General features: G+C 53.9%; 21 protein-coding genes. 17 read left to right on the plus strand and 4 right to left on the minus strand.

Translation table 11 applies throughout. The annotated features are described in order from the left end of the window. The first annotated feature begins 120 nt into the window (after positions 1–120). Positions 121–1,053: an aldo/keto reductase gene (locus tag U9M73_RS00260; RefSeq protein WP_316011272.1), complete on the plus strand. Its 933-nt coding sequence runs from the start codon at positions 121–123 to the stop codon at positions 1,051–1,053. Positions 1,054–1,099: 46 nt separating this feature from the next. Next, a complete protein-coding gene (locus tag U9M73_RS00265) occupies positions 1,100–2,467 on the plus strand; it encodes an MATE family efflux transporter (protein ID WP_323075832.1) in 1,368 nt (455 codons plus the stop codon). Between the two features lie 83 nt (positions 2,468–2,550). On the opposite strand, the gene U9M73_RS00270 is transcribed toward U9M73_RS00265, so the two are convergent. After that, a complete protein-coding gene (locus U9M73_RS00270) occupies positions 2,551–3,486 on the minus strand; it encodes an S-layer homology domain-containing protein (protein ID WP_260069757.1) in 936 nt (311 codons plus the stop codon). Between the two features lie 188 nt (positions 3,487–3,674). Beyond that, on the minus strand, positions 3,675–4,457 hold the full coding sequence (locus U9M73_RS00275) for a Cof-type HAD-IIB family hydrolase (protein WP_323075834.1): 783 nt from the start codon (positions 4,455–4,457) through the stop codon (positions 3,675–3,677). Between the two features lie 198 nt (positions 4,458–4,655). On the opposite strand from U9M73_RS00275, the gene U9M73_RS00280 reads away from it, so the two are divergent. The 3 genes from U9M73_RS00280 (at position 4,656) to U9M73_RS00290 (ending at position 8,941) form a co-directional block, all read left to right on the plus strand. After that, entirely contained in the window at positions 4,656–5,615 is a 960-nt protein-coding gene (locus tag U9M73_RS00280) for an alpha/beta fold hydrolase (protein WP_009224628.1), read from the plus strand. Between the two features lie 65 nt (positions 5,616–5,680). Continuing rightward, complete coding sequence (locus tag U9M73_RS00285) at positions 5,681–7,288, plus strand: amidohydrolase (RefSeq protein WP_407673852.1); 1,608 nt, start codon at positions 5,681–5,683, stop codon at positions 7,286–7,288. Positions 7,289–7,678: 390 nt separating this feature from the next. Then, positions 7,679–8,941, plus strand: a complete 1,263-nt coding sequence (locus tag U9M73_RS00290; RefSeq protein WP_456094082.1) for an IS91 family transposase — start codon at positions 7,679–7,681, stop codon at positions 8,939–8,941. Positions 8,942–9,270: 329 nt separating this feature from the next. On the opposite strand, the gene U9M73_RS00295 is transcribed toward U9M73_RS00290, so the two are convergent. Then, positions 9,271–11,100 (minus strand): methyl-accepting chemotaxis protein, encoded by a 1,830-nt coding sequence (locus tag U9M73_RS00295; protein WP_009224631.1) that lies wholly within the window; start codon positions 11,098–11,100, stop codon positions 9,271–9,273. Between the two features lie 165 nt (positions 11,101–11,265). Here U9M73_RS00295 and U9M73_RS00300 point away from each other — a divergent pair, with 165 nt between their 5' ends. Beyond that, positions 11,266–11,772: a CYTH domain-containing protein gene (locus tag U9M73_RS00300; protein ID WP_009224632.1), complete on the plus strand. Its 507-nt coding sequence runs from the start codon at positions 11,266–11,268 to the stop codon at positions 11,770–11,772. Between the two features lie 32 nt (positions 11,773–11,804). Here U9M73_RS00300 and U9M73_RS00305 read toward each other — a convergent pair whose 3' ends face one another. After that, on the minus strand, positions 11,805–12,563 hold the full coding sequence (locus U9M73_RS00305) for an SGNH/GDSL hydrolase family protein (protein WP_323075840.1): 759 nt from the start codon (positions 12,561–12,563) through the stop codon (positions 11,805–11,807). Positions 12,564–12,754: 191 nt separating this feature from the next. On the opposite strand from U9M73_RS00305, the gene U9M73_RS00310 reads away from it, so the two are divergent. The 11 genes from U9M73_RS00310 to U9M73_RS00355 all read left to right on the plus strand — a co-directional run bounded on the left by U9M73_RS00310 (position 12,755) and on the right by U9M73_RS00355 (position 24,642). Then, the gene (locus U9M73_RS00310) at positions 12,755–13,738 is read left to right on the plus strand and encodes a Gfo/Idh/MocA family protein (RefSeq protein WP_269724332.1); all 984 of its coding nucleotides are present in this window, start codon (positions 12,755–12,757) and stop codon (positions 13,736–13,738) included. A 212-nt stretch (positions 13,739–13,950) separates the two neighbouring features. Continuing rightward, on the plus strand, positions 13,951–14,685 hold the full coding sequence (locus U9M73_RS00315; protein ID WP_009224635.1) for a hypothetical protein: 735 nt from the start codon (positions 13,951–13,953) through the stop codon (positions 14,683–14,685). 18 nt (positions 14,686–14,703) lie between these two features. Continuing rightward, a complete protein-coding gene (locus tag U9M73_RS00320) occupies positions 14,704–14,943 on the plus strand; it encodes a hypothetical protein (protein WP_009224636.1) in 240 nt (79 codons plus the stop codon). A gap of 591 nt (positions 14,944–15,534) precedes the next feature. Beyond that, the gene (locus tag U9M73_RS00325) at positions 15,535–15,762 is read left to right on the plus strand and encodes a reverse transcriptase domain-containing protein (RefSeq protein ID WP_260069761.1); all 228 of its coding nucleotides are present in this window, start codon (positions 15,535–15,537) and stop codon (positions 15,760–15,762) included. Positions 15,763–15,765: 3 nt separating this feature from the next. Beyond that, positions 15,766–16,176 carry a group II intron maturase-specific domain-containing protein gene (locus U9M73_RS22115; RefSeq protein ID WP_407673965.1) on the plus strand — a complete coding sequence of 137 codons (411 nt, stop codon included), beginning with the start codon at positions 15,766–15,768 and terminating at the stop codon, positions 16,174–16,176. A gap of 288 nt (positions 16,177–16,464) precedes the next feature. After that, complete coding sequence (locus tag U9M73_RS00330) at positions 16,465–17,445, plus strand: sugar-binding protein (protein WP_323075846.1); 981 nt, start codon at positions 16,465–16,467, stop codon at positions 17,443–17,445. Further along, the gene (locus U9M73_RS00335; RefSeq protein ID WP_260069763.1) at positions 17,442–18,881 is read left to right on the plus strand and encodes a sensor histidine kinase; all 1,440 of its coding nucleotides are present in this window, start codon (positions 17,442–17,444) and stop codon (positions 18,879–18,881) included. Before U9M73_RS00330 ends, U9M73_RS00335 begins: the two co-directional genes overlap by 4 nt. A 22-nt stretch (positions 18,882–18,903) precedes the next feature. After that, complete coding sequence (locus tag U9M73_RS00340; RefSeq protein WP_323075847.1) at positions 18,904–20,475, plus strand: helix-turn-helix domain-containing protein; 1,572 nt, start codon at positions 18,904–18,906, stop codon at positions 20,473–20,475. Between the two features lie 57 nt (positions 20,476–20,532). Continuing rightward, complete coding sequence (gene xylF / locus U9M73_RS00345; RefSeq protein WP_323075848.1) at positions 20,533–21,822, plus strand: D-xylose ABC transporter substrate-binding protein; 1,290 nt, start codon at positions 20,533–20,535, stop codon at positions 21,820–21,822. A gap of 112 nt (positions 21,823–21,934) precedes the next feature. Further along, positions 21,935–23,446, plus strand: coding sequence for a xylose ABC transporter ATP-binding protein (locus tag U9M73_RS00350; RefSeq protein WP_323075850.1), 1,512 nt, complete (start codon positions 21,935–21,937; stop codon positions 23,444–23,446). Positions 23,447–23,448: 2 nt separating this feature from the next. Beyond that, positions 23,449–24,642: a sugar ABC transporter permease gene (locus U9M73_RS00355; protein WP_009224642.1), complete on the plus strand. Its 1,194-nt coding sequence runs from the start codon at positions 23,449–23,451 to the stop codon at positions 24,640–24,642. Positions 24,643–24,666: the final 24 nt, after the last annotated feature.

A 24,666-nucleotide genomic window follows, 5' to 3' on the forward strand; every position in this document is an offset into this window, starting at 1 on the left:
CAGGTTTCAAGTAGGAAAGGGGGGGAGCGGATTTCTCCTTGCGCGGCTTACATGATCCGGTCTAGAATTGGGGCATGAGTTCCTTTATTTAAAATCCAAACATCGCAGGAGCGTGAGAGGATGAAGTACAGAAGGTACGGAACGACCGGCAAGCAGGTGTCGGAAATCGGCTTTGGTGCTTGGCAGCTTGGCAACAAGCAGGATTGGGCGGGGATGGAGGATGATGAGGCCATTCGGCTCGTGCACGAGGCGCTGGATCTTGGGGTGAACTTTTTTGATACCGCTCCCAATTACGGGCAAGGCAAAAGCGAGGTCTTACTCGGCAAAGCGTTGGAACGAAAACGGGACAAAGCGGTCATCAATACGAAGTTCGGTCATTCCCCGGAAGGGACCGATTATTCCGCATCTCAGATCCGCAATTCGGTGGAACGCAGCCTGATGCGGCTGCAAACCGATTATTTGGACTCGGTATTGATCCATAATCCGCCGTTTGATGTTCTGGATGGTAAATACGGTCATTATCAAGTGCTGGAGGATCTGAAGGCGGAAGGCAAAATTCTGGCATATGGCGTGTCCGTCGATTCCAGCCGTGAGATGTTGGAGGCGCTGGAGCATTCTCAGCTTGGGGTTATGGAAGTGATGTTCAACATCTTTTATCAGGAAACAGCACAAGCGTTCCAGGCCGCACAGGAGAAAGATGTTGCGCTCATTATTAAGGTGCCGCTGGATTCCGGCTGGTTGTCGGGCAAATATGACGAGAACAGCTCGTTCTCCGGCGTGCGCAGCCGCTGGTCTCCGGAAGTGATTCAGACCCGTGCGAAGCTGGTGGAGCAAATTCGCTTCCTGGAAGATGAGCACACGACGATGACGATGGCGGCACTTCGTTTTATTTTGGCGTATCCTGAGGTGACAACGGTGATTCCCGGCGTCCGAAACAGCGCTCAGCTTCGTGAAAATGTAGCTGCAAGCAGCGCGCCTCTGCCGGAGGAATCACTGCGAAAACTGCAAGAGCTATGGGAACGGGATATCCGCTTCAAATCGTTGGGCTGGTAAGCAAACGTGAAGGCTAGTAAGCATACATGAAAGCTGGTACGCAAACATGAAATTTCTGGTGCAGGATAAGGCATTTTATCGCAGCTTCTTCAGACTGACTCTGGTAATTGCTTTGCAAAACATCATTTCCTTTGGCGTCAACTTATCGGACAATATCATGCTTGGCGGTTACAGCGAATCGGCCTTATCCGGAGTAGCTCTGGCCAACCAGATCCAGTTCCTGCTGCAAATGCTCGTGCTGGGCGTAGGGGAGGGCGTCGTCATCCTGTCGTCACGGGCATGGGGCGCGCGGGACATGGGGACCATCAAGCGGGTGGCCAGCATCGGGATGCGCCTGGCGCTGCTACTAGCGTTGCTGCTGTGGCTGGCGGTGTTCTTGTTCCCGCACGGATGCCTGTCTTTATTCACCAACGAGGACAGCGTCATCGCTGAAGGGGCCAAATATTTACGGATTATCGGCTTCTCCTATCTCTTTTTTGCGGCAACCAATCTGCTGCTCGCTTCCCTGCGCAGCGTGGAAACGGTCAGAGTTGGATTTATCCTCTCCGTATCGACATTACTGATCAACGTCTGCCTGAACTATTTGCTGATTTACGGGCATTTTGGCTTTCCGGCTTGGGGCGTGCGCGGCTCGGCCGCAGCGACGTTAACGGCCCGGATCATCGAGTTGGCCATCGTGGTGGGATATCTCAAACGGGTGGATCGCAAAATCCGGTTCGCGCTGCGGGACTTCTTCCAATTTGACCGGGGCACGTTCAAGCAATACCTTAGCGTGGGCTCCCCAATCCTGATGTCTAATGCCCTCTGGGGGCTGGCCATGGCGGTACAGTCCGGGATCTTGGGGCATATGGGGGAAGCAGCGATCGCCGCGAACAGCATCGCCACGACGGTCTTCCAAATCGTGTCGGTCGTCACGTACGCTTCGGCCAGTGCAACGGCCGTCATCATCGGGAAGACGATTGGCGCCGGACATCCGGAGAAAATCAAGCCATACGCCCAAACGCTGCAGGTGCTTTATGTGATCATCGGTTTGGGGACGGGGGCGGTGCTCTTCTTGATCAAAGACATGGTACTGGGATTTTATGCCATATCCCCGGCATCGAAGGATCTGGCCCTGCAGTTTATGACGGTGCTCTCCATTACGGCGGTAGGCACGGCTTACCAAATGCCGGCGCTGACGGGAATTGTGCGCAGCGGGGGAGATACGAAATTTGTGTTGTACAACGATTTTATCTTCATGTGGCTGATCGTGTTGCCTTCCGCCTTTCTATGCGCTGCGGTGTTGGGGTTATCGCCGCTGCTGACGTTTATCTGTCTTAAATCCGATCAGATTCTGAAATGCTTGGTGGCGATCGTGAAGGTGAATCGCTATCGGTGGATTCGGACGTTTGGAAACCCGGAGCCTCGAGCATAAACTCCACATAACAAAGAAAGGACCGCGATCGTCCGGCTGCTGCCGGACCCATGCGGTCCTTTCTTTTTTTCATATCATGCGGGTTATTTCGATTGGGCGCCCAGCACCGGCTGGTATCCGGCCGGAATGTACGTGACGGCCTTCACCTCGGAAATGACCTGAGGATAAAATTGTCCTGGCTGAGGCTCTACGACGCGATAGTCGATGATCGCCTTGCCGTCTTTAAAGGAGATATTCGACACTTCCAGGCCGTAGCCCGGATGCGGCGCCATCGCCGTGATCTTCACTTTCGTCACGTCACTGGTGATTTTGTCTGTGCTCACTCCAAAATCGTACAGGCCGGGAATCGGGTTCACAATCGGCTCATTGTCTTTGATAAATTGCAGCGTCCGATCAAGCATGCCTGCGGCTTCACTGCGGGAGATCGGTTGCTTCGGTCCGAAGTTGCCCTTCTTATCCAGGGTGACGATTTTGGCTTTCAGAAGCGCTTGAATGCTGTTCATATAGTCTTTGTTGATTTGCTTCTCATCATTGATGGACAAATATTGCATCGTAAACGCGTATTCGCCCTTCGTGCTCAGCGCTTTGAACAGCCAGTGGCTGAATTGCTCCTTCGTCACTTTGGCGGCCGGGTTGATGTCCTTCGGAATGTCCAGCCCGTAGTAGTTCGCGATCACGAAGGCTTCGGAATACCAAGCGTTATCTTTCACCTTGGTGTAATAGTTGCTGGCTTTTGGCAATTGGATGAACCGGACCGTATCGAAGTTCAGGTCCAGCGTTTTCACGATCAGAGAGACGGCTGCAGCACCCGTCAGCTTCTGGGCCGGGTAGTAACGACCGTGAAGGCCGCCTTTAATGATCCCCAGCTTCTCCAGGCGTTCGATCGCCTTCTGCTCCTTGTCGCCTTTAATGTCGCTGAAAGCTGAGGCCGTACCGCCAAACATCATCGTGAACGCGATGACCATTAGCAGCGTCAGCTTTGAAAGTTTAGAGAAAGAGAAAGTTCTTTTCGGTTTCATTCGCAAAATCCCTCCTGGAAACAGTAGTGAGTTAAACGCATCCGATCCGTCGGCTGCTCTGCTCTTGCGCAGCGTCCGGCGAGGCTTTGGGTATCATTTCCCTCCTTCCGGATTCAGTTTGGTTTAACCCTTTGACGCAGGAAGGGCTGCAGATGTTTCAAAGAATCTCCCATTTTTTGCGAAAAGTCTCAGTTAATCAGTCCCGCATAACGCAGCCCCTGACGGATACCGCCCTCATCCACGGCAGCTGTGACATAATCGGCATAAGGCAGCAGCTCCGGATAGGAATTGCCCATGGCGATCCCCAACCCTACTTCCTGCAGCATTTCCTTATCATTCAAACCGTCCCCGAAGGCTACAGCAGCGGACAGGGGGATGCCGAGACGCTCCAGCATGGCTGCGATGCCTATCGCCTTGGAGCCGCCGCGGAGCGTCACATCCATCGCTTTCGGGTGCCAACGGATCAGACGCAAGTCCTCGAATTGCCCATCGTACAGCGCTTCGTCCTGCTCCTCACAATGCAGAAAGGCTTGATACACCGGGGATTTGCTCCAAAATTCCGGATCGAATCCCGGATGCTCGACCTTCAGGGAATTAATGGATTCCACGACAAAGGGGTGAGCCTCGGTATTGGCGCAGTAGCGTTCATGCCCCTGAAACACCAGCGGATGCTGATGACGTCCGGCCAGCTCGACGAGCTTCCGGAGACTTTGCGCGGGCAGGGGCCGCTGGAGCAGCGGCTCGCCCCGGTAGACGACGTAAGCGCCGTTCAGACTGACGAAGGATTCGATGTCCAGCAGCTTGGCGATCGGTTCAAAAAAATACGGCGCCCGCCCGGTCGCAATGACCGGCTCGATACCGTTTGCTTTTAGTTCAGCGATGGCCTGGATTGTATCCTGAGGGACTTGCTTGTCCTCGTTCAGCAGCGTGCCGTCGAGATCAAAGAAGACGATTTTGTAGTTGTTGTTCATCTGTATGGCTCCTATCCGTTCGTTTTTTTTATCTTCATCTATAAAAATAGTGTACCATGGGCACGCAAACTGGTCATACTTCTCCTTCCTCTTGTATAGAAAGCGTTGTCAAGCTATACTGTGAGCGATGGCCCGGCAACTGCTACAGTTCAGCCGGACGGTAAAATTAGACCCTATTGTGGAGAGAGGAAGAGGTCAATGCCGGTTATCGACAAGCCTTTGGACGAGTTACGCAAGTACAAAGGAATGAACCCGAAGCTGCCGGATTTCGACGCTTATTGGGAGGTCGCGCTGCGGGAAATGCGCGCGGTTGATCCGCAGGTGCGATTGGAAAAGGCCGAATATCAGCTGCCGGGTGTGGAATGTTATCATCTTTATTTTACCGGGGTAAAGGGAGCCCGCATCCATGCGCAATACGTGCGTCCGGCTAAATCGGATGGCCCGGCGCCGGCCGTGATCCTGTTCCACGGTTATTCCGGGAATGCCGGGGACTGGACCGAGAAGCTGGGGTACGCCTCGCTGGGCTTCCATGTCTTTGCGATGGACTGCCGCGGCCAAGGCGGCAAATCGGAGGATGTCGGCGGAACGATCGGCAATACGCTGCAAGGCCACATCATCCGCGGGGTAGACGGGGATCCGCAAAATATGTTGTTCCGCCATATTTTCCTGGATGCCGTGCAATTGACGGGGATCGCGATGGATATGCCGGAGATCGACGAGAATCGCGTTGGCGTTACCGGTTGGTCGCAAGGCGGCGGGATCACGTTAGCTTGCGCAGCGCTGGAGCCGCGGGTTCGCCGGGCTGCTCCAGTTTATCCGTTCCTCTCCGATTACCGCCGGGTATGGGAGATGGATTTGGCCAAAAACGCATACGAGGAGCTGCGTTTGTATTTCCGCCGCTTCGATCCGCAGCATGAGCGGGAGGAGGAGCTGTTTGCCAAGCTAGGCTACATTGACGTGCACCATCTGGCCAGCCGCATTCAAGCCGAAGTGCTGATGGGCGTTGGATTGATGGACGAGATTTGCCCGCCGTCCACGCAATTTGCCGCATACAACGCGATTACTTCGCCGAAGAAGCTGGAAATCTACCCGGATTTCGGTCATGAAGGGCTGCCGGGAATGCACGATAAGATCGTTCAGTTTATGCTTGGGATGTAATGTAAGTCTGCCGTGAAAAAAAGCAGGCACACAGGCCGACGGATAGGCAGAAAGGAGCGGTGTTCGTGACAGGCACGTTATTTATCAACGGGAGAATCCAAACGTTGGAGCAGAGCGGACTCTCCGAGAAAGAAGCGGATGCGATATACGTGGAGAATGGGCGCATTCGCGCCATCGGGAGGACGGCAGAGCTCAAGCTGCAGCTGGCGGGCCGGGCGGTGCGTACCGTCGACTGGGAAGGGGCCGTGGTGCTCCCCGGCTTAACCGACTCGCATATGCACCTGTCCATGCACGGCATGAAGCTCGCCATGCTTGATTTCAGCGGCGTCACTTCGAAGGAGGAGATGCTGCGCCTCGTGCGGGAGCGCGCTGCCGTGACGCCGCCCGGCGAGTGGATTCTCGGCTTGAATTGGGACGAGAATCGGTTCGTGCCTGCCGCTGCGCCAACGCTGGAGGAGCTGGATGCGGCCAGCGACCGCCATCCGATCTTCCTGACGCGCACCTGCTTCCATGCGTATCTGGCCAACTCCGAGGCGTTTCGCCGCGCGGGGATTACGGCGGATACGCCGGATCCGGAAGCTGGCGCTTACGGCAGAGACGAGGACGGCCGCTTAAACGGCTGGGTGTATGAGGAGGCGTCGGTGCCGTTCACCCGGGCGCAGCCCGAACCGGACTACGCCGCGAAGAAGGACGCCATCCGCCGCGCCTGGCTCGACGCGCTGCGCCTTGGGCTCACAGCTGCCCATACCGAGGACCTGCGGTTTCTAGGCAGCATCGAGACGATGCGGCGGATTTGCCGCGAGCTGCGCGAGGAAGGGATCGCCTTCCGCACCCACCAGCTGCTGTACTATCCGTTCCTGGAGGAGGCGGAAGAGCTTGGGGTGCGGGCCGGCGACGGCGATGACTGGCTGCGCATCGGTGCGGTGAAGCTGTTCGCCGACGGAGCGATCGGCGGCCGCACCGCGCTGCTAAAGCAGCCGTACAGCGATGCGCCGCACACCCGGGGCATGGCGATCCATCCGGAGGAGCGGCTCGCCGAGATCGTGCGCGAGGCGCGGCGGCAGGGCTTCCCGATCGCCGTGCACGCGATCGGCGACGGCGGCGCCGATCTCACGCTGCGCGCGATGGAGGCGCAGCCGCTGATCTCCGGCAGCCGGCTCCCGGACCGGCTGATCCATGCGCAGGTGCTGGACGCCGGGCTCGTCCAGCGCATGGCCGCGCTGCCGCTCGCGGCGGATATCCAGCCGCGGTTCGTGGCCAGCGACTTCCCCTGGGTGCTGGAGCGGGTGGGGGAAGGGCGTACGGAGTACCTGTACGCCTGGAAGAAGCTGCTGGCGGCCGGAATCGCCTGCGCCGGCGGCAGCGACGCGCCAATTGAGCCGCTCAGCCCGTTCCTCGGGCTGCATGCGGCGGTGACCCGGCGGGCGCCGGAGGAGACGCACGAGGGCTATCTGCCCGAGGAGAAGCTGACGACGGCGGAGGCCTTGGCGCTCTTTACCCGCGGCAGTGCACAGGCCGCCGGGGAAGCGGAGGAGCGCGGGGAGATCGCCGTGGGGAAAGCCGGGGATTTTACGGTCATCGACCGGGAGATCGAAGGCGACCCCGAGCAGCTTCTCCAAGTCCAGGTGCGGATGACCATCGTCAACGGGGAGATCGGTTACCGGGCGCCATAGACTTGCACGGTGAAGCCGGAGGTCATGTCCAGCAACTTGTTCCGCTGTTGAGCCTTCCCACTCCCCTCTCGCGCCTAATGTATATGAAAAATCGAATACAATTTAACGATTTGGGCGGATTTAAGGGAATCTATATGAAATTTCATATACATTTGCTCATTTCCGAGAGAAACAGCCTAAATCTATATGAAAAACCGAATAGATTCCCTTTTTTTCTTCGTTGGCACCATTTTATATATGAAATTTCGAATAGATTTCCGATATGACCTAAAGAAGCCGTCCCAGGGAGCTTGAACTCCCGGGACGGCTTTCTTTGACATTATAGAATTTATAAATTTTGGGGTGGGAGCAGGTCTTCCGCCTGATTTCTGTTTTTGGTAAGGTTAGGATATGGAGACGAACATTTTGAAACGAATCTTCTTTGATGAGCGAGGGCACTGGGATCGGTTTGTGGCAAAACATGGTGGCAAGCTGCGTGCCAATGTGCGGAAGGAAGTAGAGAAGTTCCGTCGATGCGGGGATCCCAGAAACGGTTTTAAGCTGATGGTATGTGAAGGATGTCATGACCTATGGCTCGTTCCGTATCGTTGTAAAGGAAGATTCTGTACGACCTGTTCATGCGGAGAAACAGAGGAATGGGCACGTCTCCTGGAACAAGATGTATTCCAAGTCAACCACCGCCATGTCGTCTTCACGATCGACGAAGGATTACGGGAAATCTTTCTGCTCCATCGGGCAAAATTACTCAAAGAATTTATGGATGAAGCGGTACGCTTAGTCAAAGAACATTTTGAGAAGAAACATAAGGTAACTCCCGGAATCGTAGCCGGGTTGCATACGTTTGGGGCACGGCTTAACTTCAATCCTCATGTACATATGCTTGTAACGATGGGAGGAATGAAGAAGACCGGCGAGTGGAAAACATACGATTTTATTCCGTTCGAGATGCTGCGTAAGCAATGGCAGACGGTTGTTTTGAAGCTGATTCGTCGAAAGTTAAGTGAACAAGAGAAAAAGCAAGTGCAGTCCCGTTTGCAAAAAGCTTACTGCGAGAACGGAGAAGGCTTTTATGTGCATGCTCCGAAACAGAAAGGGAACGTCAAGCAGCAACTCGGGTATATCGGGCGATACATGAGAAGACCAGCGATAGCGGTTAGCCGGATCGAAGCGTATGACGGAGAAAAGGTGACATTTCGTTACCGGGATAAGAATGACGGGGAAGAGAAGACCGAGACGATTTCGGTAGAAGAATTTATGGGTAGACTTGTGCGGCATATTCCGGATGAAAACTTCAAAACGATCCGTTACTACGGGGTTTATTCGCGGCGGATCAAGAGCCTGTGCAAGAAGTTAGTCAGTGAGTGGCAAAAAGCCGCGAGAAGATGGATTGTCAAGGCAAAGCGGATATTAAAACGCAGAACGTGGAGTGAACGGATCAAGGAGCAGACGGGGAAGCCGCCATGTTGCCCAAAATGCGAAAGTTATTACGAATACAAGGGAGAAGCCTGCCTTGAGGATGGGAAGTTGAAGGTGAAGTACGCGGTGTGCTCCACCTCAAAGGCATGTCTGGAGAGGATGATTCGGGATGTCGCCGGTGTCAAAGAAACGAAAGGTAGCGAAGAAAAAGAAAAAGCCGCAAAGCGGGCTGCATAGCAAAGCGAAAGTAACCTACATTTGTCTTCAATGTCATACAACAGAAGAGATTCCGCTGAATGTCGTTCGGAATTTCGATGCGATGGATGATGGAGATCCAACCGTACCTCCGCAATTCAGCTGCGAAGAATGTGGAGGAGGCATGTACCCGGAATATTACGAGGGAATTCATGGTTACGAGTACAGGATTAGCGATGTAAGAAAATAGCCGGGTATAAGTTTTTCTCCCACACCCGGCCATTTTACACGTATGAACTCAGTTGAACGAACTTAAAAGGACGCCGCCAGGCGTTTTTCTTATTGTGCTCGAGCATGGTGCCTGAACATCCTTACACCGTGAAGCCGGAGGTCATGTCCTGCAGCTTCTTCGCCATCGCGGCCAGCTGGTCGGCGGTGCCGTCGATTTCGTTCATCGTGGCGAGCTGCTGCTGGATGCTGCTACTAATCTGCTCCGTGCCTCCGGCGATCTCTTCGGTCGCGATCGCGATGCTGCTGATCGCTTTCTCCATCTCCCGGGTGCTCTGCGCCTGCCGATCGTTATCCTCATCGATGCGGGCGATCTGGCCGATGATTTCTTGCACGCTGCCCAGAATATGATCGATACTGCGCTTTGCCTCCGCCGCTTTTTCCACGCCTTCTTGCACCTTGCCGGCCGCTTCATTGGCCGAGGCTACGGCTTCCGCCGACTTCAACTGGTTGTCGGCAACCACATCGGCGATCTCTTGAGCGGCGATCCGACTCTCATCGGCCAGCTTGCGAATTTCATCGGCCACGACGGAAAATCCTCTGCCGGCTTCCCCGGCGCGGGCCGCTTCAATCGCGGCATTCAGCGCCAGCAGATTGGTTTGGGCAGAGATGCCGGCGATCAGCTCGGTCATGTTGGCGATGCGCTCGGATGAATCGTTAAGCTGGCGGATCGTTGACGTAACGAGGCGGGTTGACGACTCGATATCGGTAATGGCCTCTTCGATCTCTGTAATTTTCATCGCCCCGTTGGCTGCGGCTTCGCCGACGATTTTACTCTTCTCCGCTGTATGTTTGCTGGCGATGGCCGTGGATTCGGAGAACCGGGCCATATCGGTTAAGCTGGCGGACGTTTCCTCCGCGACAGCGGCATTCTCCGAGGTGCCGGAAGCGATCTGCTGTACCGTGGCGGAGATGTTTTCCAGTGAAGCGGTGGTTTCTCCCGTTGCCCGGCTCAGCAACTGACTGGCGGAATACATCGTGCCGCTGGAGGCGATGATTTCCCCGATGATCGTTTGCAGCTTGGCCATAAAGGCGTCAAAGCTTTGGCTGAGCACGCCGAGCTCATCCTTGCTGCGATAACCGATTCGCCCGGTTAAATCGCCGTTGCTGTCGGCAATCTCCTTCAGCTTGGCGGTTACTTTTTCAATCGGATGGACGACGGCGCGAATAATAAACAATGCCAGAACGACAGTGACGGCGGCGGAAATGGCCAGCAGGATCAACATGGTGATCCAGGTGGAACGGTAGACCGCTTTGCTGTCTTCATAGGTTTGCCGCGCTTCATTGATATGTTCATTGATCCAGCCGTCCATCGCGTCGATCAATTCGGCTTTCGCCGTATCCAAGGCGGTCATTTCTGCTGGAGGTCCGCCGGGTTCCCCTGCCGGTTCGGCGGCTGGGTCTGCCCCCGCCGCAACCCCTGTTGCATCCCCTGCTTCAGCACCCGCTTCAGCGGCCTCCTCCGTTGCAGGCGCGTTCGCCCCTGGGCCTCCTGGACCGGTCATGCCGTTCTGGTACGTCGTCAGGAAGTTGTCCAACGCCTCAGTATATGCTGCGTATGTAGTCAATACATTGCTTACAGTCGCTTGGTCAGTTTCATCGTTATATTCGGACAAGCTTGCCTCGATCTTCGTTAAGGTTGCGGTGATTTCCTCCTTCAGCGAAGCGCGTTCTTCGTCATCGGAGGCGTTCATGTAGCTGTTGGCCGAGGTGCTCGCCGCAATCATGCTCGATTTCAGCTCCTCCAGCTTCACGATCGGCACGAGCCGTTCGTTATTCAGTTCCTCCAGCTTGTCGTTAACGTTGGAAATTTCCCGAAGACCCACGACACCGATGATAAGGAGAAACGCAAACAGGCAATACGCCAGCAAGCGGATTTTTAGCGCAATCTTCATGTCTTGGATGAGTTTCACGTGATTGTCCCCCTAGGTATGTATTCGTATAATGGATATGTCCAGTGTATCTGGGGGGACTGAATCCAGCATGAATAACAACTGAATGGAGCATGAAAGACCGCTGAATTCACGATGAACGGATACTGAATTTTTACTGAAAAGAACATGAGGAGGTTTTTTCCGTTGTCGCTGGAAATTGAACGCAAGTTTCTGTTACCGGCGTATCCGGAGCAACTGATTCGGGAGGGAGCGCTGGTGGTTCGGTCGGAACATGCGATCGACCAGACGTATCTAGCCCTGCATGAGGATCAGGAGCTGCGGGTTCGCAGGATCGAGGATTTGCGTACCGGAGAGATTCAATATACGCATACCTTCAAAAGAGGGTTTGGCCTGTCCCGCGAAGAAGTGGAAGTGTCCATTTCGGAGGGGCTGTATGAGCAGATTATCGCGATTCATCAGGCGATCCCTTTGACCAAACGACGGGTGACTGCCGAATGGGACAAGCGTACAGTAGAGATCGACGTTTACGACCAGATCGATTTTATCGTGCTCGAAGTGGAGTTTAGCTCGGAGGAAGAGGCGCGGTCCTTTGAGCCGCCGGCCTGGTTTGGCCCGGACATCAGCACCAGCAAGGAATACAGCAACAAGAAGGTATGGCGCGATTTACAAGCCCGCAAAAAAGAGACCTGACATCCTCAGGTCTCTCGTTCTATGACAGTTCTCTATTCCAACGCCAATCCGCCGCTTCCTTCCCGCAGCAAGAACCGGTAGTTATTGCGGACGAACTCCAGCACCTTATCGCAGATGATCCGGTGACCGTCTTCGTTCGGATGGATACCGTCTGAGCAGAGGAACTTCGTGTAATCGGGGTGCTCCAGAAATGCGCCGCGCACGTCGATCATTTTGGTCTTGGTCATTTCCGATACTTTCAGAATCGTTGAATTGTACCGTTCCTGCCACCAATAAATCTTTGTGACGCTCCCCAGCCATTTCAGGATATTCTTCTCCGCTTCCGGGTCGTTGCGGCTGACCCATTTGAAGTAATTGTCGGCGTTGAGCGGCGGCAAGCTCATCAGGACCGGGACAATGTTCTGACTCTTAACGAATTGGATCGCTTCGGTCAGCATTTTTTCGAATAAGGAAAAGTCGGTTTTCGGGTGGTGTTCTGCATCGGGATGCTCAGCAATTTCGTTCCAGTTGAAATCACAGTCATTGCCTCCATACTCGATTAAGACGATGTGGGGTTTATCTTTCTCCACGTCCCTCTTGAGGTTCGTGAGCCCCTTCATTAACGTGTTACCAAACCGCGCGGTATTATGAACCGCACCCTTCAGCTTCTGCTGCAGCAGTGAAACATAATTGTTCTCCAAGACGACGTACTTATGACGTTGTTCATCATAGATGACGCCTTTGGAAATGGAGTCTCCACTGACCATATACTTGATTTCATTTTTGGAAAAAAACTTGCTGTCGTTAATCACAATATCACCCCTCTTAAACCCCGAAACCTTGTTCATTTCGTTATATCTATTGTAGATGAGTTTTCTTGCCATGCGCAAGTAAGCAGTTTGTATTGACAGGATATGTGAATGCATGCGAAAGTGGACAAGGTTGACAGGGAATGAGAGAATACGAGTGAAGCAACCATGAACAAAGGGAGGAAATCAATGTGATACGTTTCGCCACGATTGGAACGAACTGGATTACGGAACGTTTTATTCAGGCAGCACTGGAAACGGAGCAATTTGCCTTAACGGCGGTTTACTCCCGGACCGAGGAGAAGGGCAGAGAGTTTGCTGCCAAGTTTGGCGATCCGCAGGTCTATACGGATTTGAAAGCCTTAGCGGCCAGCTCTGACGTCGATGCCGTTTACATCGCCAGCCCGAATTCATTTCATGCGGAGCAGGCCATCTTGATGATGGACCACGGCAAGCATGTGTTATGCGAGAAGCCGATGGCGTCCAATGCGGCAGAGGTTCGCCGGATGATCGAAGCGGCGCGTCGCAACGACGTGCTGTTAATGGAGGCGCTGAAATCGACGCTGATGCCGAACTTCCGGGCCGTTCAGGATAATTTGTACAAAATCGGCCAGGTGCGGCGTTATTTTTCAAGCTACTGCCAGTATTCTTCGCGGTATGACGCCTTTAAGCAGGGCAAGGTGATGAATGCCTTTAATCCTGCGTTTTCCAGCGGGGCTTTGATGGACCTCGGCATTTATTGTATCTATCCGATGGTGACGTTGTTCGGGAAACCGGAATCCGTGCAGGCTTCGGCGATCATGCTGTCTTCAGGCGTAGACGGGGAAGGCAGTCTCGTTGTGCGTTATCCGGAGATGGACGGCGTGATTATGTATTCCAAAATTACCGACTCCTATTTGCCAACGGAAATCCAGGGGGAATACGGAACGATCGTGATCGATCGAATCAACCAGCCGTATGAGGTCAAAATCCTGTACCGTGACGGCACAACCGAGGAGCTGACCTGCTTCCAGCCGCAGGAGTCGATGTACTACGAGGCGCTGGAGTTCATTGAGCTGATTCTCAGCGGCAAGCGGGAGAGCCAGATCAATACGCATGCCCGTTCGCTGGCTGTCGCCGAGCTGATGGAGGAAGCCAGACGCCAGTTTGGCCTGCGGTTCGCAGCGGACGAGGCATAAAGGGCGGCAGTGTTGTCGCCCGCTTAAAATTATTTAAAGGTTTTAATTGTTAAAAATTGAAAAATACCACTGTATGTTGTATTCTATTAATGTAAATTTATATCAAATTATCCTTAGAGAGGAAAGGTGGTATTTGTAATGAAGTTTTCGAAGTTTCCTGTCGTCCTGTCACTTGTGGGAAGTTTCCTGTCGTCCTGTCACTTGTGGTAAGTATGTTTGCATTCGCAGTTCCTTCGACTTTTGCTGAGAGTGGGAGTATAGGTTCAGAAGAGATTAAAGTAGTTAGAGCGATCTTAGTTGAAAATGGCGTGAAAAAAGAGTTAAGTGCAACAGAATACGAGGTACTTATGGAACAAAATAACCATAAAGTACAAGAGATTGAGAGACAAAAGAATATAAACCAGGCAAAACTAAACAAAAATGATGGTGTTGCTAATGAATTGAAACCAGACGAAATAACTCCTTTTGCATTAATAGACATGAGCATATATACTGAGGCTGGTTTTATTCAATCCGTGTATCGTAACGACTTAACTCGTAGGATTTCTGTTCCTGTATACAATGAAACAAGTCAGGAAGTGACCCGGACTATTTCTTTCACTGCTTCGCAATCTTATACAAGCAATGTATCCCTTACCTCCACGTATGCGAAAAACGCATTCACAGCAGGTGTAACAGTAGGCTCTTCTTGGAGTAATACTTACAGTGATAGCGATTCTGTTACACAAAAAATTCCACCCCACAAATATTCCTGGATGGAATATACCCCCAATATGAGTAATTCCTATGGAACTATGCATGAAGAAGTATGGAATTTTGATGGTTTTACTAATGTGAAAATTGTGGACAAAACCTATTTTCTTGATGTTTATATAGCCAAACCAGGAAATGCTGGATTACCCGACGGACTCTATACAGTAAAAGAGAGCAGCACTAAACCCAACTGAAATATAAGGTGACAAGTTATGAATAAACGAGGTACCGGTACAATCCTAATCGTGATCGCGGCAATGTTATTTATATTCCGTAATTCAACTCACTTACTAGTGGCTGCAATCATGGGGCAAAAGAATGGCAATTTTGCTGAAGGTACATTTAGCAATGCCATGGGGGCAACCTTTTCTTACTCGATGATTCCTGAAATTATTGCATTAATTGCGGGGCTGATCTATCTGATTTGGGCAGAAATCCAAAAGGAGAAATAATCAGCTAAAATATTGTCCGATAGCTAGGCTGTTCATTCCATTCGAAGCTGTCGCGAGCTAATGGTGGACGTCAGAAGCCAATTTCGGCCTGCTGCACGCGGCAGACGCTTCGATTTCCGCAGAATAAATAGAAATCAAGCCCAAACTGGTTGGCCAGTTTGGGCTTATTCGTGTGCGCCCGGCATGGGCGATAACTAGGCGGTGAAAGTCCGCTACAGGCTTGGCAGTAGGAACTGTTAGCCAAGGGCAAGGGTGTCCGTCGCGAGGCGGAATCTGAAGGAAGCCGGAGGCAAACCCTCGGTCTGACGAACAGAAATCACATACAAGGCATGGTGAGACGGACGAGCTTGCACGACAAAGTAAAGTCCAATACTGCCCGAATCTCATCATGTAAATGTGGCAGATAGATGAGGGGAAAGTTATCGCTCTTACCCGGGGAGGTCTCACAGACATGGAGCAGGAAAATCCGAAGCATGGAGTAAAGCTTGCTGTGAGAAGTCAGCAGAGGCCATAGTACGCGGAGCCGGGACAGCGGCGAGCGGAAGGGCTGAACAATCTAAACGAATTTGATCAGGAGATGGAAACCGAGGCGTGGAGGTGATCCGCTATGCCGATGACATCGTGGTGCTAGCAAAGAGTAAGCGAGCAGCCATACGACTGCTGGAATCCAGCCGGAAGTATCTGGAACAGAAGCTAAAGCTCCAAATGAATACGCAGAAGAGCAAGGTCGTTAGCGTCTTAGCGCAAAGGCACTTCAAATTCCTCGGATTTGCTTTGGGAAAGAACGGAGACGGCGTATACATACGCGTACATCGTTAATCCCTGGCCAAAGCGAAGAAGAAGCTAAAAGAGCTAACGAGTCGAAGCCAAGGCAGAAATGTACGGCAAGTCATGGAAAACGTAAAGGTCTACATTCGCGGCTGGATCGGCCATTTCTATGTAGCGGACATGAAGCGAATTCTGCAGAACTGGAATGAATGGCTGCGAAGACGGATGCGGATGTACATCTGGAAACAATGGAAGAAGCCGAAGACGAGGGTGCAAAACCTGCGAAAGCTGGGAATACCGGAGTGGCAGGCATACCCATGGGGAAACACTCGATTGGGCTATTGGCGTGTAGCCGGAAGCGCAATATTAAATCGCTCTGTAACAAACGAAAGGCTCGCACGAGCAGGGTATTATGACTTCCCTGCTCAATACGAGCGATTACGTCAATTGCACTCAAGCGGTTGAACCGCCGTATACCGAATGGTACGTACGGTGGTGTGGAAGGTCGGCTACTCCATTATTGGGTAGCCTCCTATCCGATTGAACCTACTTACGATAATTACACTCTTCTGATTGCTATCATCCCCCACTATCGCCCCCCTCTCCTTCACAATCATGTAATTGAGAAACGTAGAGGCTTGACAGGCCTGAGATCTGAATATTGAAAGGGTCCGCTGTTAGATAGCTTTTATCAAACCTAGTTGCAACCGTTTACATCCTGAGATAGGATTATCGGAAGAGGTGAACTGGTTCATGAAGGACAAGAAATGGCTGGCGGGCATCATGATCTGCATCGTGGTTTTGGTCTATTTGTTTATCGGCTTTGCCAGGTACTCGGGGAAAATCGGCAGCATTGTCAAGGAGCTGCAAGGGCAGCCCGCGAGCGGAGAGCCACGCTATCATATCGTGCTGATCGAGCAAGAGCGCTACCATCCCTATTGGGAAATGGTGGAGAAAGGTGCAGCGGAGGCGGCGGAGAAGTATGGAATCGACATCGAGTTCACGGGGCCGGTGCGCAACAACATGGAAGAGCAACTGAACCTGCTGGAAAAAGCGATCGCCGCCCGCGTCGACGCGATTATCGTGCAGGGGCTCAATGAAGAGCGGTTTACGCCGGTCATCGATAAGGCGGTACGCCGTGGCATCCCCGTCGTGACCATCGACACCGACGCGCCAAACAGCCAGCGGCTGACTTATGTCGGCACTGACAATTTAGCCGCGGGCGAGCGCCTGGGTCGCCTTGTCGTGGAGACGACTGGCGGGATTGGCAAGATCGGCGTGATCATCGGCAGCGATCAGGCCGCCAACCAGCTGCAGCGGCTGGACGGGCTGAAGAAAATCGTCGCCGAACACGAGGGGCTGGAGATCGTGGACGTTCGCAGCTCGAACATCTCCCACATGGAGGCGATCCAGCAGGCGGCCAACATGCTCCGGAACCATCCGGAGATCACCATTATGGTCGGCACCAGTGCAACCGATGCGCTTGGCATGCTGCAGGCGGCCAAAAACCGCGACGACCTGACGATTATCGGCTTCGACAATCAGAAGGAAACGCTGGAGGCGATTCGCAAGGGGGAGATCGAAGCGACGGTTGCGCAGCAGCCTTTTTTGATGGGGGAAACGGCCGTTCGGCTCCTTTATGAGCACTTTGGGGGACAACCGCTGAAGAAGGCTTACTTCACGGAAGTGAAGGTGCTGAATGCGCACAATGTGGAGGAGGGCGAGAGTTTATGAGCATCCGCCGCAAGTTGTTTCTGTTCATCCCGCTGTTCGTGCTGGTGATGAGTTCGGTATCGTTTTTCCTGTTCCAAAGCGGAAAGAGTGTTCAGGAGAGCTACCACTTGATGATGAAGCGCATCTTGCTGTACAAAGAGATCTCCTACGAGGTGGGAGAGAACATGCGGTCGATGAACCGTTTCATCATGCAAGTGGACATGGAAAGCTTGCCCGAGGTTGTTAAGCATTTAAACGCAGTCAAGTCCTTGAGATCGGATCTCGACGGCCTCCAAACGATTGGCGGAAGCGACCTGGCCCTCGCCAATTACCGCAACCTGATCGACACGTTCCTGGAGCAGGCCGAGGCGATGATCGAGCGGATCAGTTACGAGGATTCCGATACGATGGCCGGGGCTTATATCGAAGCCGAGCAGACGCAGCGCTTTATCCGCGAGGAGGCTCAGGAGCTGGTCGACTTGGAGCTGGAGCAATATAAGCCGATTTACGAAGAGATGATGGATGCGACCGGAAATCTGAACAAGCTGGGCATTCTGCTGGTGGTGACGGCAGCGGCCTTCAGCATTCTGCTGGCGATTTGGTTGTCGCGCAGCATTACCAATCCGATCCGCCGGCTGGTCGCGACTGCCAAGCAGATCTCCAAAGGGCGGATGGACACGAAAGCGCCGGAGAGCGACAGCAACGATGAGATTAGTATTTTGTGCCGGGCGTTTAATGGAATGATTGACAACATCCAGCAGCTGATGGCGGAGAATATCAACAACTTGGAGAAGGACCGGCTGGTGAAGGAGCTGGAGCTCAAGACGCTGCAAAGCCAGATCAATCCGCATTTTTTATTTAATACTTTAAACTCCATCTCCAAGCTGGCCTATCTCGAAGGGGCAACCAAGACAAGCGACCTGGCTGTTTCCGTGTCTCGTCTGCTGCGCTACAACTTGCAGAAGCTTGACCAGGCGGTCCCGCTGCGCGAGGAGGTGGCCCATGTTACGGAATACATGAACATCCAGAAGGCGCGGTTCCGCGATCGGATTGCCTTCAGGATGAACATCGACGAACGCGCACTGGACGGGAGAGTCCCTTGCTTAACCTTGCAGCCGATTCTGGAGAACGCTTTTGTACACGGCATTGAACAGATGGAGGAAGGGGCTGTGCTGGAGCTGGCGATTCGCCTTGGCGAGGGGGATCGGGTCGAGATTGAAATCCGCGATAACGGGGTTGGCATGAGCCGAGAGACGGTGGATCGGCTGCTGCAATCGGTACGCGGCGATGCTCCGCAGATGGGGGGTAAAAGGCATTCGACCGGCTTGGGTACGCATAATGTGTTCAAGCGGCTGCATTTATTTTTTGACGGAGAGGAACAAATCGAGATCGACAGCGAGGAAGGGGCTGGAACCGCCGTCCGGTTTACGCTGCCTCTTCGCGTAGGGATTTCATAGGACAGGGAAGGGGGAATCCGAATTGTACACTTTGCTGATTGCGGACGATGAAGCATTGGAACGGGAAGGTCTGGAAATGATGATCAGCCACGCGATGCCGGATACGTTCCGTTTTGTTCATGCGGAGAATGGGAGGCGGGCGATCCAGCTGGCGGAGGAGGAAAGGCCGGATTTTATTTTTATGGATATCAAAATGCCGGGGATACAGGGCTTAGAAGCGGTGCGGGAGATTATGGCCCGTCAGCCGGGGGCACGGGTGGTTATTATCACGGCCCATGATTATTTTGCCTATGCGAAGGAGGGGCTGGCGCTAGGCGTACGGGAATATTTGCTGAAGCCGGCTCGGCGGGAAGAGATCGTAGACGTACTGAAGCATCTAATCGCTGAGACCGAAGAGGCGAAGCGGGCCCGCGACGAGCAGCTCTCCCTGCAGGAGAAGCTCTCCCACCTGCTGCCGCTGGCGGAGAACGAACTGTCGCTGATGTTAATGCTGGAGTATGCGCAGGAGGTCGAGGCCGACCAACTGGCCCGAATGCTGAACCTCAAGTGGAGGAAAGGCTACGCGATGGTATTGTCATTTGTGAAGCACACCCCCAAGGAATGGGCCAGCTTCCAGGTGGTCAAGAAGGAGATTTACGATGCGGTCAAGCAATGGGCGAAGCCGGGCTTGTCCTGCATTGTCAGCCCGGTGGTGGGCCATCAGATCGCTTTGTTTATCCCGTTGCCGCCGGGACGGCCGGGGTATGAGCAGCGGGTGATGGCGTTGGAATGGGGCGAGCGGCTGCGCAGCCAGGTGGAGGAGCGGTTTGGGCTGCCGTTGTCCGTCGGGATCGGCGGGGTCCGCGAGGGCTGGGACGGGCTAAGCCGCTCGTACCGCGAAGCGGTTCGCGTCTGTGCGGAGGAGCAGGACATCGTCTGCGTCCGACATTATGACGATATCGCCGAAAGCTCGGGCGGCCCCGCGATTCCGCTGGATGAGGAGAAGAAGCTGCTGGATGCACTGCTGCGGCAGGACAAACCCGAAGCAGCCGAGCGCTTTGACCTGCTGTTCGAACGCCTGAAAGGGGGGCGGTCGGATTATTTTCCGCGTCTGCGCGGGGATGTAATTGGGTTGCTCCTCTATTTGAGCCGCGGCGTGGAGGCGGGGGACGGTCCCGAGTTAATCGAGGATCTGAGCGCCTGCGAGGATACGGCATCGCTGCGCGAGCGCGCGCTGCACCGGCTTGGCGGCTGGATCGACGGCCTGCGGGAACGGAAGGAACGCAGCCGTTCACATGTGCTTCAGCGGGCGCTCCTATTCGTCAACCAGCGGTTCAAAGAAGAGATTTCGATGGAGCAGACGGCGGAATACGTGAATCTCAGTCCTTACTACTTCAGCAAATTGTTTAAGCTGCAGACCGGAGAGAATTTTAGCGATTATCTCACCCGACTGCGGATTGAGGAGGCGAAGCGGCTGATCGCCGGGCGCTCGTTAAGCCTGAAGGAAATCTGTTATGAGGTGGGCTACAAAGACCCGAATTATTTTAGCCGGGTATTTAAGAAATCCGTTGGCATCACCCCCAGTGAATATCGCCAGCAAATCGAAATCGAATAAGTCCGTCCGTTCGGTTAGCTTAGGTGAGTCCTTGTCCCAGACAAGGACTTTTTTGTTGTGATTGCACAAAAAAATCCAGTGAAAGCGTTCGGTTTGAAAGCATTTACATCCGATGGCAAAGGAATGCAGAACAAGCGCAAACAAGTGCAGGCTTTGACCGAACCGAAGCGCGAGGAGCGATGCTACGATATTTTTGTAAGCGGAATCATCAAACGATTATTTAAAAGAAGGGGCGTAGGCGTAGTGAAAAAACATAGTCATTTTGTACGGTTAAGCTTGGCAGCCATTTTGTTAGCTTCCACCCTGGCAGGCTGCGGGGTTGTTTCGGACGGCAGCGCCAACAGCGGGAACACAAAGAACAATGCAGAGAGCGCGGCTGGAGGCAAGGACGACGGGAAAATCGTCATCGGCATGTCGATGGACACCCTGAAGGAAGAACGGTGGCAGAAGGACCGGGATTTATTCACCGCCAAAGTCGAAGAGCTCGGGGGCGAAGTGAAGGTGCTTGCGGCGAACGGTGACGACGCAACGCAGTTGAGCCAGGCGGAGCAACTGATTTCGCAAGGCGTTGACGTGTTGGTGGTCATCGCACACAACGCCGAAGCAACCGCACCCATCGTGGAAAAAGCGCACAAAGAAGGCATCAAGGTCATCGCGTATGACCGTTTGATCAGAAACTCGGACGTTGACTATTACATCTCCTTCGATAACGTTCGGGTCGGCGAACTTCAAGCCCGCGCTGTAATTGAAGCGGCACCAAAGGGCAACATCGTTTACATCGGCGGTGCGGACACCGATAACAACGCGCACATGTTCAAGGAAGGCGCGATGAACGTGCTGAAGCCGCTGGAGCAGAAAGGCGACATCAAGATCGTATATGACCAGTTCTCCAAGGACTGGAAGCCGGAAGAAGCACTGAAGAATATGGAGAATGCGCTGACCGCCAATAACAATGACATTCAGGGCGTGGTCGCTGCAAATGACGGCACGGCCGGCGGGGTAATCCAAGCGTTAAACGCACAAGGTATGGCCGGCAAAATCCCGGTATCCGGGCAGGACGCGGACTTGGCCGCAGTCCAACGGATCGCCGAAGGTACGCAGCTGATGACCGTCTACAAACCGATTAAATCGATTGCCATCACCGCTGCGGAAATGGCAGTTGCGGCCGCCAAAGGCGAGGAAGTAAAAGCGGACAAAACCGTCAACAACGGCAAAATTGACGTGCCTTCCGTGCTGCTGGATCCAATTCCGCTCAACAAGGATAGCCTGAACGTCGTGATTGAAGACGGGTTCCACAAGCTGGAGGACGTGTACAAAAACGTACCAAAGGATCAATGGCCGAAGTAATGCGAACCGGACATCGGTAAGGGCGGAAGCGGCGAAAACCAGGGAGCGTTCGGCGCCTCCTTGGTTTCGCGCTTTTCGCCGATCCTTAGGCGAATGAAGGAGAGCTAAGCCTATGTATGTATTGGAAATGGTGAATATCAGCAAGGAGTTTCCCGGCGTGAAAGCCCTTGACCGCGTGAACTTCCAAGTGCGTAAAGGGGAAATCCACGCGCTCTGCGGCGAGAACGGAGCGGGTAAATCAACGCTGATGAAGGTGCTGAGCGGCTTGTACCCAGCCGGCACCTACAGCGGGGACATCGTCATCGGCGGCGAGAAGAAGCAGTTCCACAACATTGCCGATGCAGAAAAAGCCGGCATCGCCATCATTCACCAGGAGCTGGCGCTCGTGAAGGAGATGACGGTGGGCGAGAATATTTTCCTTGGGGCGGAACCAACCAAACGCGGCGTGATCCAGTGGGATGAGCTGTATCATAACGCGGCGCAGTGGCTGAAGCGGGTTGGGCTGAATATTTCTCCGGATACGAAAATCGGCAGTCTCGGCATCGGCCAGCAGCAGCTGGTGGAGATCGCCAAGGCGTTGTCCAAGCATACGCAGATTTTGATTCTGGATGAACCTACGGCCGCTTTAACGGAAAGTGAAGTGGCGATCCTGATGGACATCTTGAATCAGCTGCGCAGCGAAGGGGTGTCTTGCGTTTATATTTCGCACAAGATGCCGGAGGTGTTTGCTCTGGCCGACTCGATTACGGTGCTTCGCGACGGTCGCACGATAGCGACGCTGGATCGCAAGGAAACGAATGATGACCAGGTCGTGTCGATGATGGTCGGACGGGAGCTGACGGAACGGTACCCACGGGTGGAGCATCGCCCATCGGATACTGTGCTGGAGGTTCGGAACTATAACGTGTGGCATCCGGAGAAGCGGAATCAGAGGGTGATTAAGGATGTCAGCTTCCGGGTGCGCAAAGGGGAAATCCTCGGCATCGCGGGGTTGATGGGGGCCGGCCGGACCGAGCTGGTCAGCAGCCTGTTTGGCGCATACGGCGGTAAGGCGACGGGGGAGATCTTCGTAGAAGGCAAACCAGTGCGGATTCGCTCCGTCTCCGACGCCATCCGCGCCGGACTCGCCCTCGTCAGCGAGGATCGCAAGCGTCAAGGGCTCGTCATGGGGATGGACGTCAAGACGAATACAACGCTGGCGACGTTGGCTAAGGTCTCGAAGTTAAGCGTGATTAACGATAATGAGGAAATCCGCTGGGGTCTGAAATATGTGCAGGATTTAAAGACGAAAACCGCGTCGTTGGAAACCCCTGTCGGCACATTGTCCGGCGGGAACCAGCAGAAGGTTGTTATCGGCAAATGGCTGATGTCTGACCCGAAAATTCTCATCATGGACGAACCAACCCGCGGCATTGATGTCGGGGCGAAATACGAGATTTATCATCTTATGAATCAGCTGGTCGACCAGGGCGTGGCCATCATCATGATCTCTTCGGAGCTTCCAGAGGTGCTCGGGATGAGTGACCGAATTCTGGTGATGAGCGAAGGCAAATTTGTCCGGGAGTTCGACTGGCGCGAAGCGACCCAAGAAAATATCATGCAAGCCGCTACGGGAGGGAAATAAACATGGAGCTTCAAAAGGAACTAGGTAAACAAACGGATGGGGCCGCCTTAAAGCCGACGCTTTGGGGCAGCCTGTTCGGCAAAATGGACGTGCGGGCCTACACGATGGTGGGCGCACTGGTGTTGATCTGGGTGCTGTTTGGCCTGCTGGACCCGACTTTTTTGACGGCGCGGAACTTATCCAACCTGTTTACGCAAATGTCGGTGACGTCGATTTTGGCGATTGGGATGGTCTTGGTGATCGTCGCCGGGCATATTGACTTGTCGGTGGGTTCCATCGTGGGGTTGACCGGCGGGCTTGCCGCGATTTTCAGCAACTGGCTGGGGCTGCCGGCGATTGTGGTGATCCTCGCTACGCTGGCAGCTGGCGCGATCTTAGGCTTGCTGCAGGGCTGGTTGGTCGCCTACAAAATGATCCCCGCCTTTATCGTCACGCTGGGGGGCATGATGGTCTTTCGCGGCACGCTGATGGGCGTGACCAAATCGATGACGATCCCGGTCTCCGATAAAGTGCTGGCGCTGCTGGGTAACGCGTATTTTGCCTCGGGATTCGGCATCATCCTTGGGATATTGGCCATTGGCCTGATTGTGTGGAGCACGCTGCGCAAACGTCGTTCCCGGCAGAAATACGGCTTTGAGGTGGCGCCATTTGCAGTGGACGTGATCAAGATGGCCGCGCTCTCCCTGCTGGTCGTCGCTTTCGTGCTCGTGATGAATGCCTACAAGGGCATTCCGTTCCCGATCATCTTCGTTATCGCGCTGGCGGCCATTTTCTACTTCCTGTCCACCAAAACAACCTTCGGCCGGCACATTTATGCGATCGGCGGCAACCTGGAAGCGGCCCGGCTGTCCGGCATCAATATCCGCCGCAAGACGATGATCGTCTTCCTGCTCAGCGGGTTGCTGGCGTCCATCGCGTCGATTGTCTTGACGTCGCGCCTCGCTTCGGCGACGATCACCGCCGGGAACATGGCGGAAATGGACGCGATCGCGGCTTGCGTCATCGGCGGGACATCGCTGATGGGCGGTGCGGGTACGGTGCTGGGCGCCTTAATTGGAGCGCTCGTCATGACCTCGCTCGACAATGGGATGTCGTTGATGGGGCTGGAGTCGTTCTGGCAATACGTGGTGAAGGGCTCGATCCTCGTCTTTGCGGTTTGGCTCGACATTTCGAATCGGCGTAAAGGGTTGAGATAAGAGGGTGATGTAAAAAGACGGCAC

Origin of the sequence: Paenibacillus phoenicis (genome assembly GCF_034718895.1) — a bacterium.
Classification (GTDB): domain Bacteria; phylum Bacillota; class Bacilli; order Paenibacillales; family Paenibacillaceae; genus Fontibacillus; species Fontibacillus phoenicis.

What these genes read in the sequence shown, in the direction of transcription:
- U9M73_RS00280 (WP_009224628.1), top strand. Translation starts at nt 4,656, where the DNA reads ATGCCGGTTATCGACAAGCCTTTGGACGAGTTACGCAAGTACAAAGGA.
- U9M73_RS00290 (WP_456094082.1), top strand. Translation starts at nt 7,679, where the DNA reads ATGGAGACGAACATTTTGAAACGAATCTTCTTTGATGAGCGAGGGCAC.
- U9M73_RS00335 (WP_260069763.1), top strand. Translation starts at nt 17,442, where the DNA reads ATGAGCATCCGCCGCAAGTTGTTTCTGTTCATCCCGCTGTTCGTGCTG.
- U9M73_RS00330 (WP_323075846.1), top strand. Translation starts at nt 16,465, where the DNA reads ATGAAGGACAAGAAATGGCTGGCGGGCATCATGATCTGCATCGTGGTT.
- U9M73_RS00275 (WP_323075834.1), bottom strand. Translation starts at nt 4,457, where the DNA reads ATGAACAACAACTACAAAATCGTCTTCTTTGATCTCGACGGCACGCTG.
- U9M73_RS00350 (WP_323075850.1), top strand. Translation starts at nt 21,935, where the DNA reads ATGTATGTATTGGAAATGGTGAATATCAGCAAGGAGTTTCCCGGCGTG.
- U9M73_RS00265 (WP_323075832.1), top strand. Translation starts at nt 1,100, where the DNA reads ATGAAATTTCTGGTGCAGGATAAGGCATTTTATCGCAGCTTCTTCAGA.
- U9M73_RS00315 (WP_009224635.1), top strand. Translation starts at nt 13,951, where the DNA reads ATGTTTGCATTCGCAGTTCCTTCGACTTTTGCTGAGAGTGGGAGTATA.
- U9M73_RS00355 (WP_009224642.1), top strand. Translation starts at nt 23,449, where the DNA reads ATGGAGCTTCAAAAGGAACTAGGTAAACAAACGGATGGGGCCGCCTTA.
- U9M73_RS00270 (WP_260069757.1), bottom strand. Translation starts at nt 3,486, where the DNA reads ATGAAACCGAAAAGAACTTTCTCTTTCTCTAAACTTTCAAAGCTGACG.
- U9M73_RS00260 (WP_316011272.1), top strand. Translation starts at nt 121, where the DNA reads ATGAAGTACAGAAGGTACGGAACGACCGGCAAGCAGGTGTCGGAAATC.
- U9M73_RS00320 (WP_009224636.1), top strand. Translation starts at nt 14,704, where the DNA reads ATGAATAAACGAGGTACCGGTACAATCCTAATCGTGATCGCGGCAATG.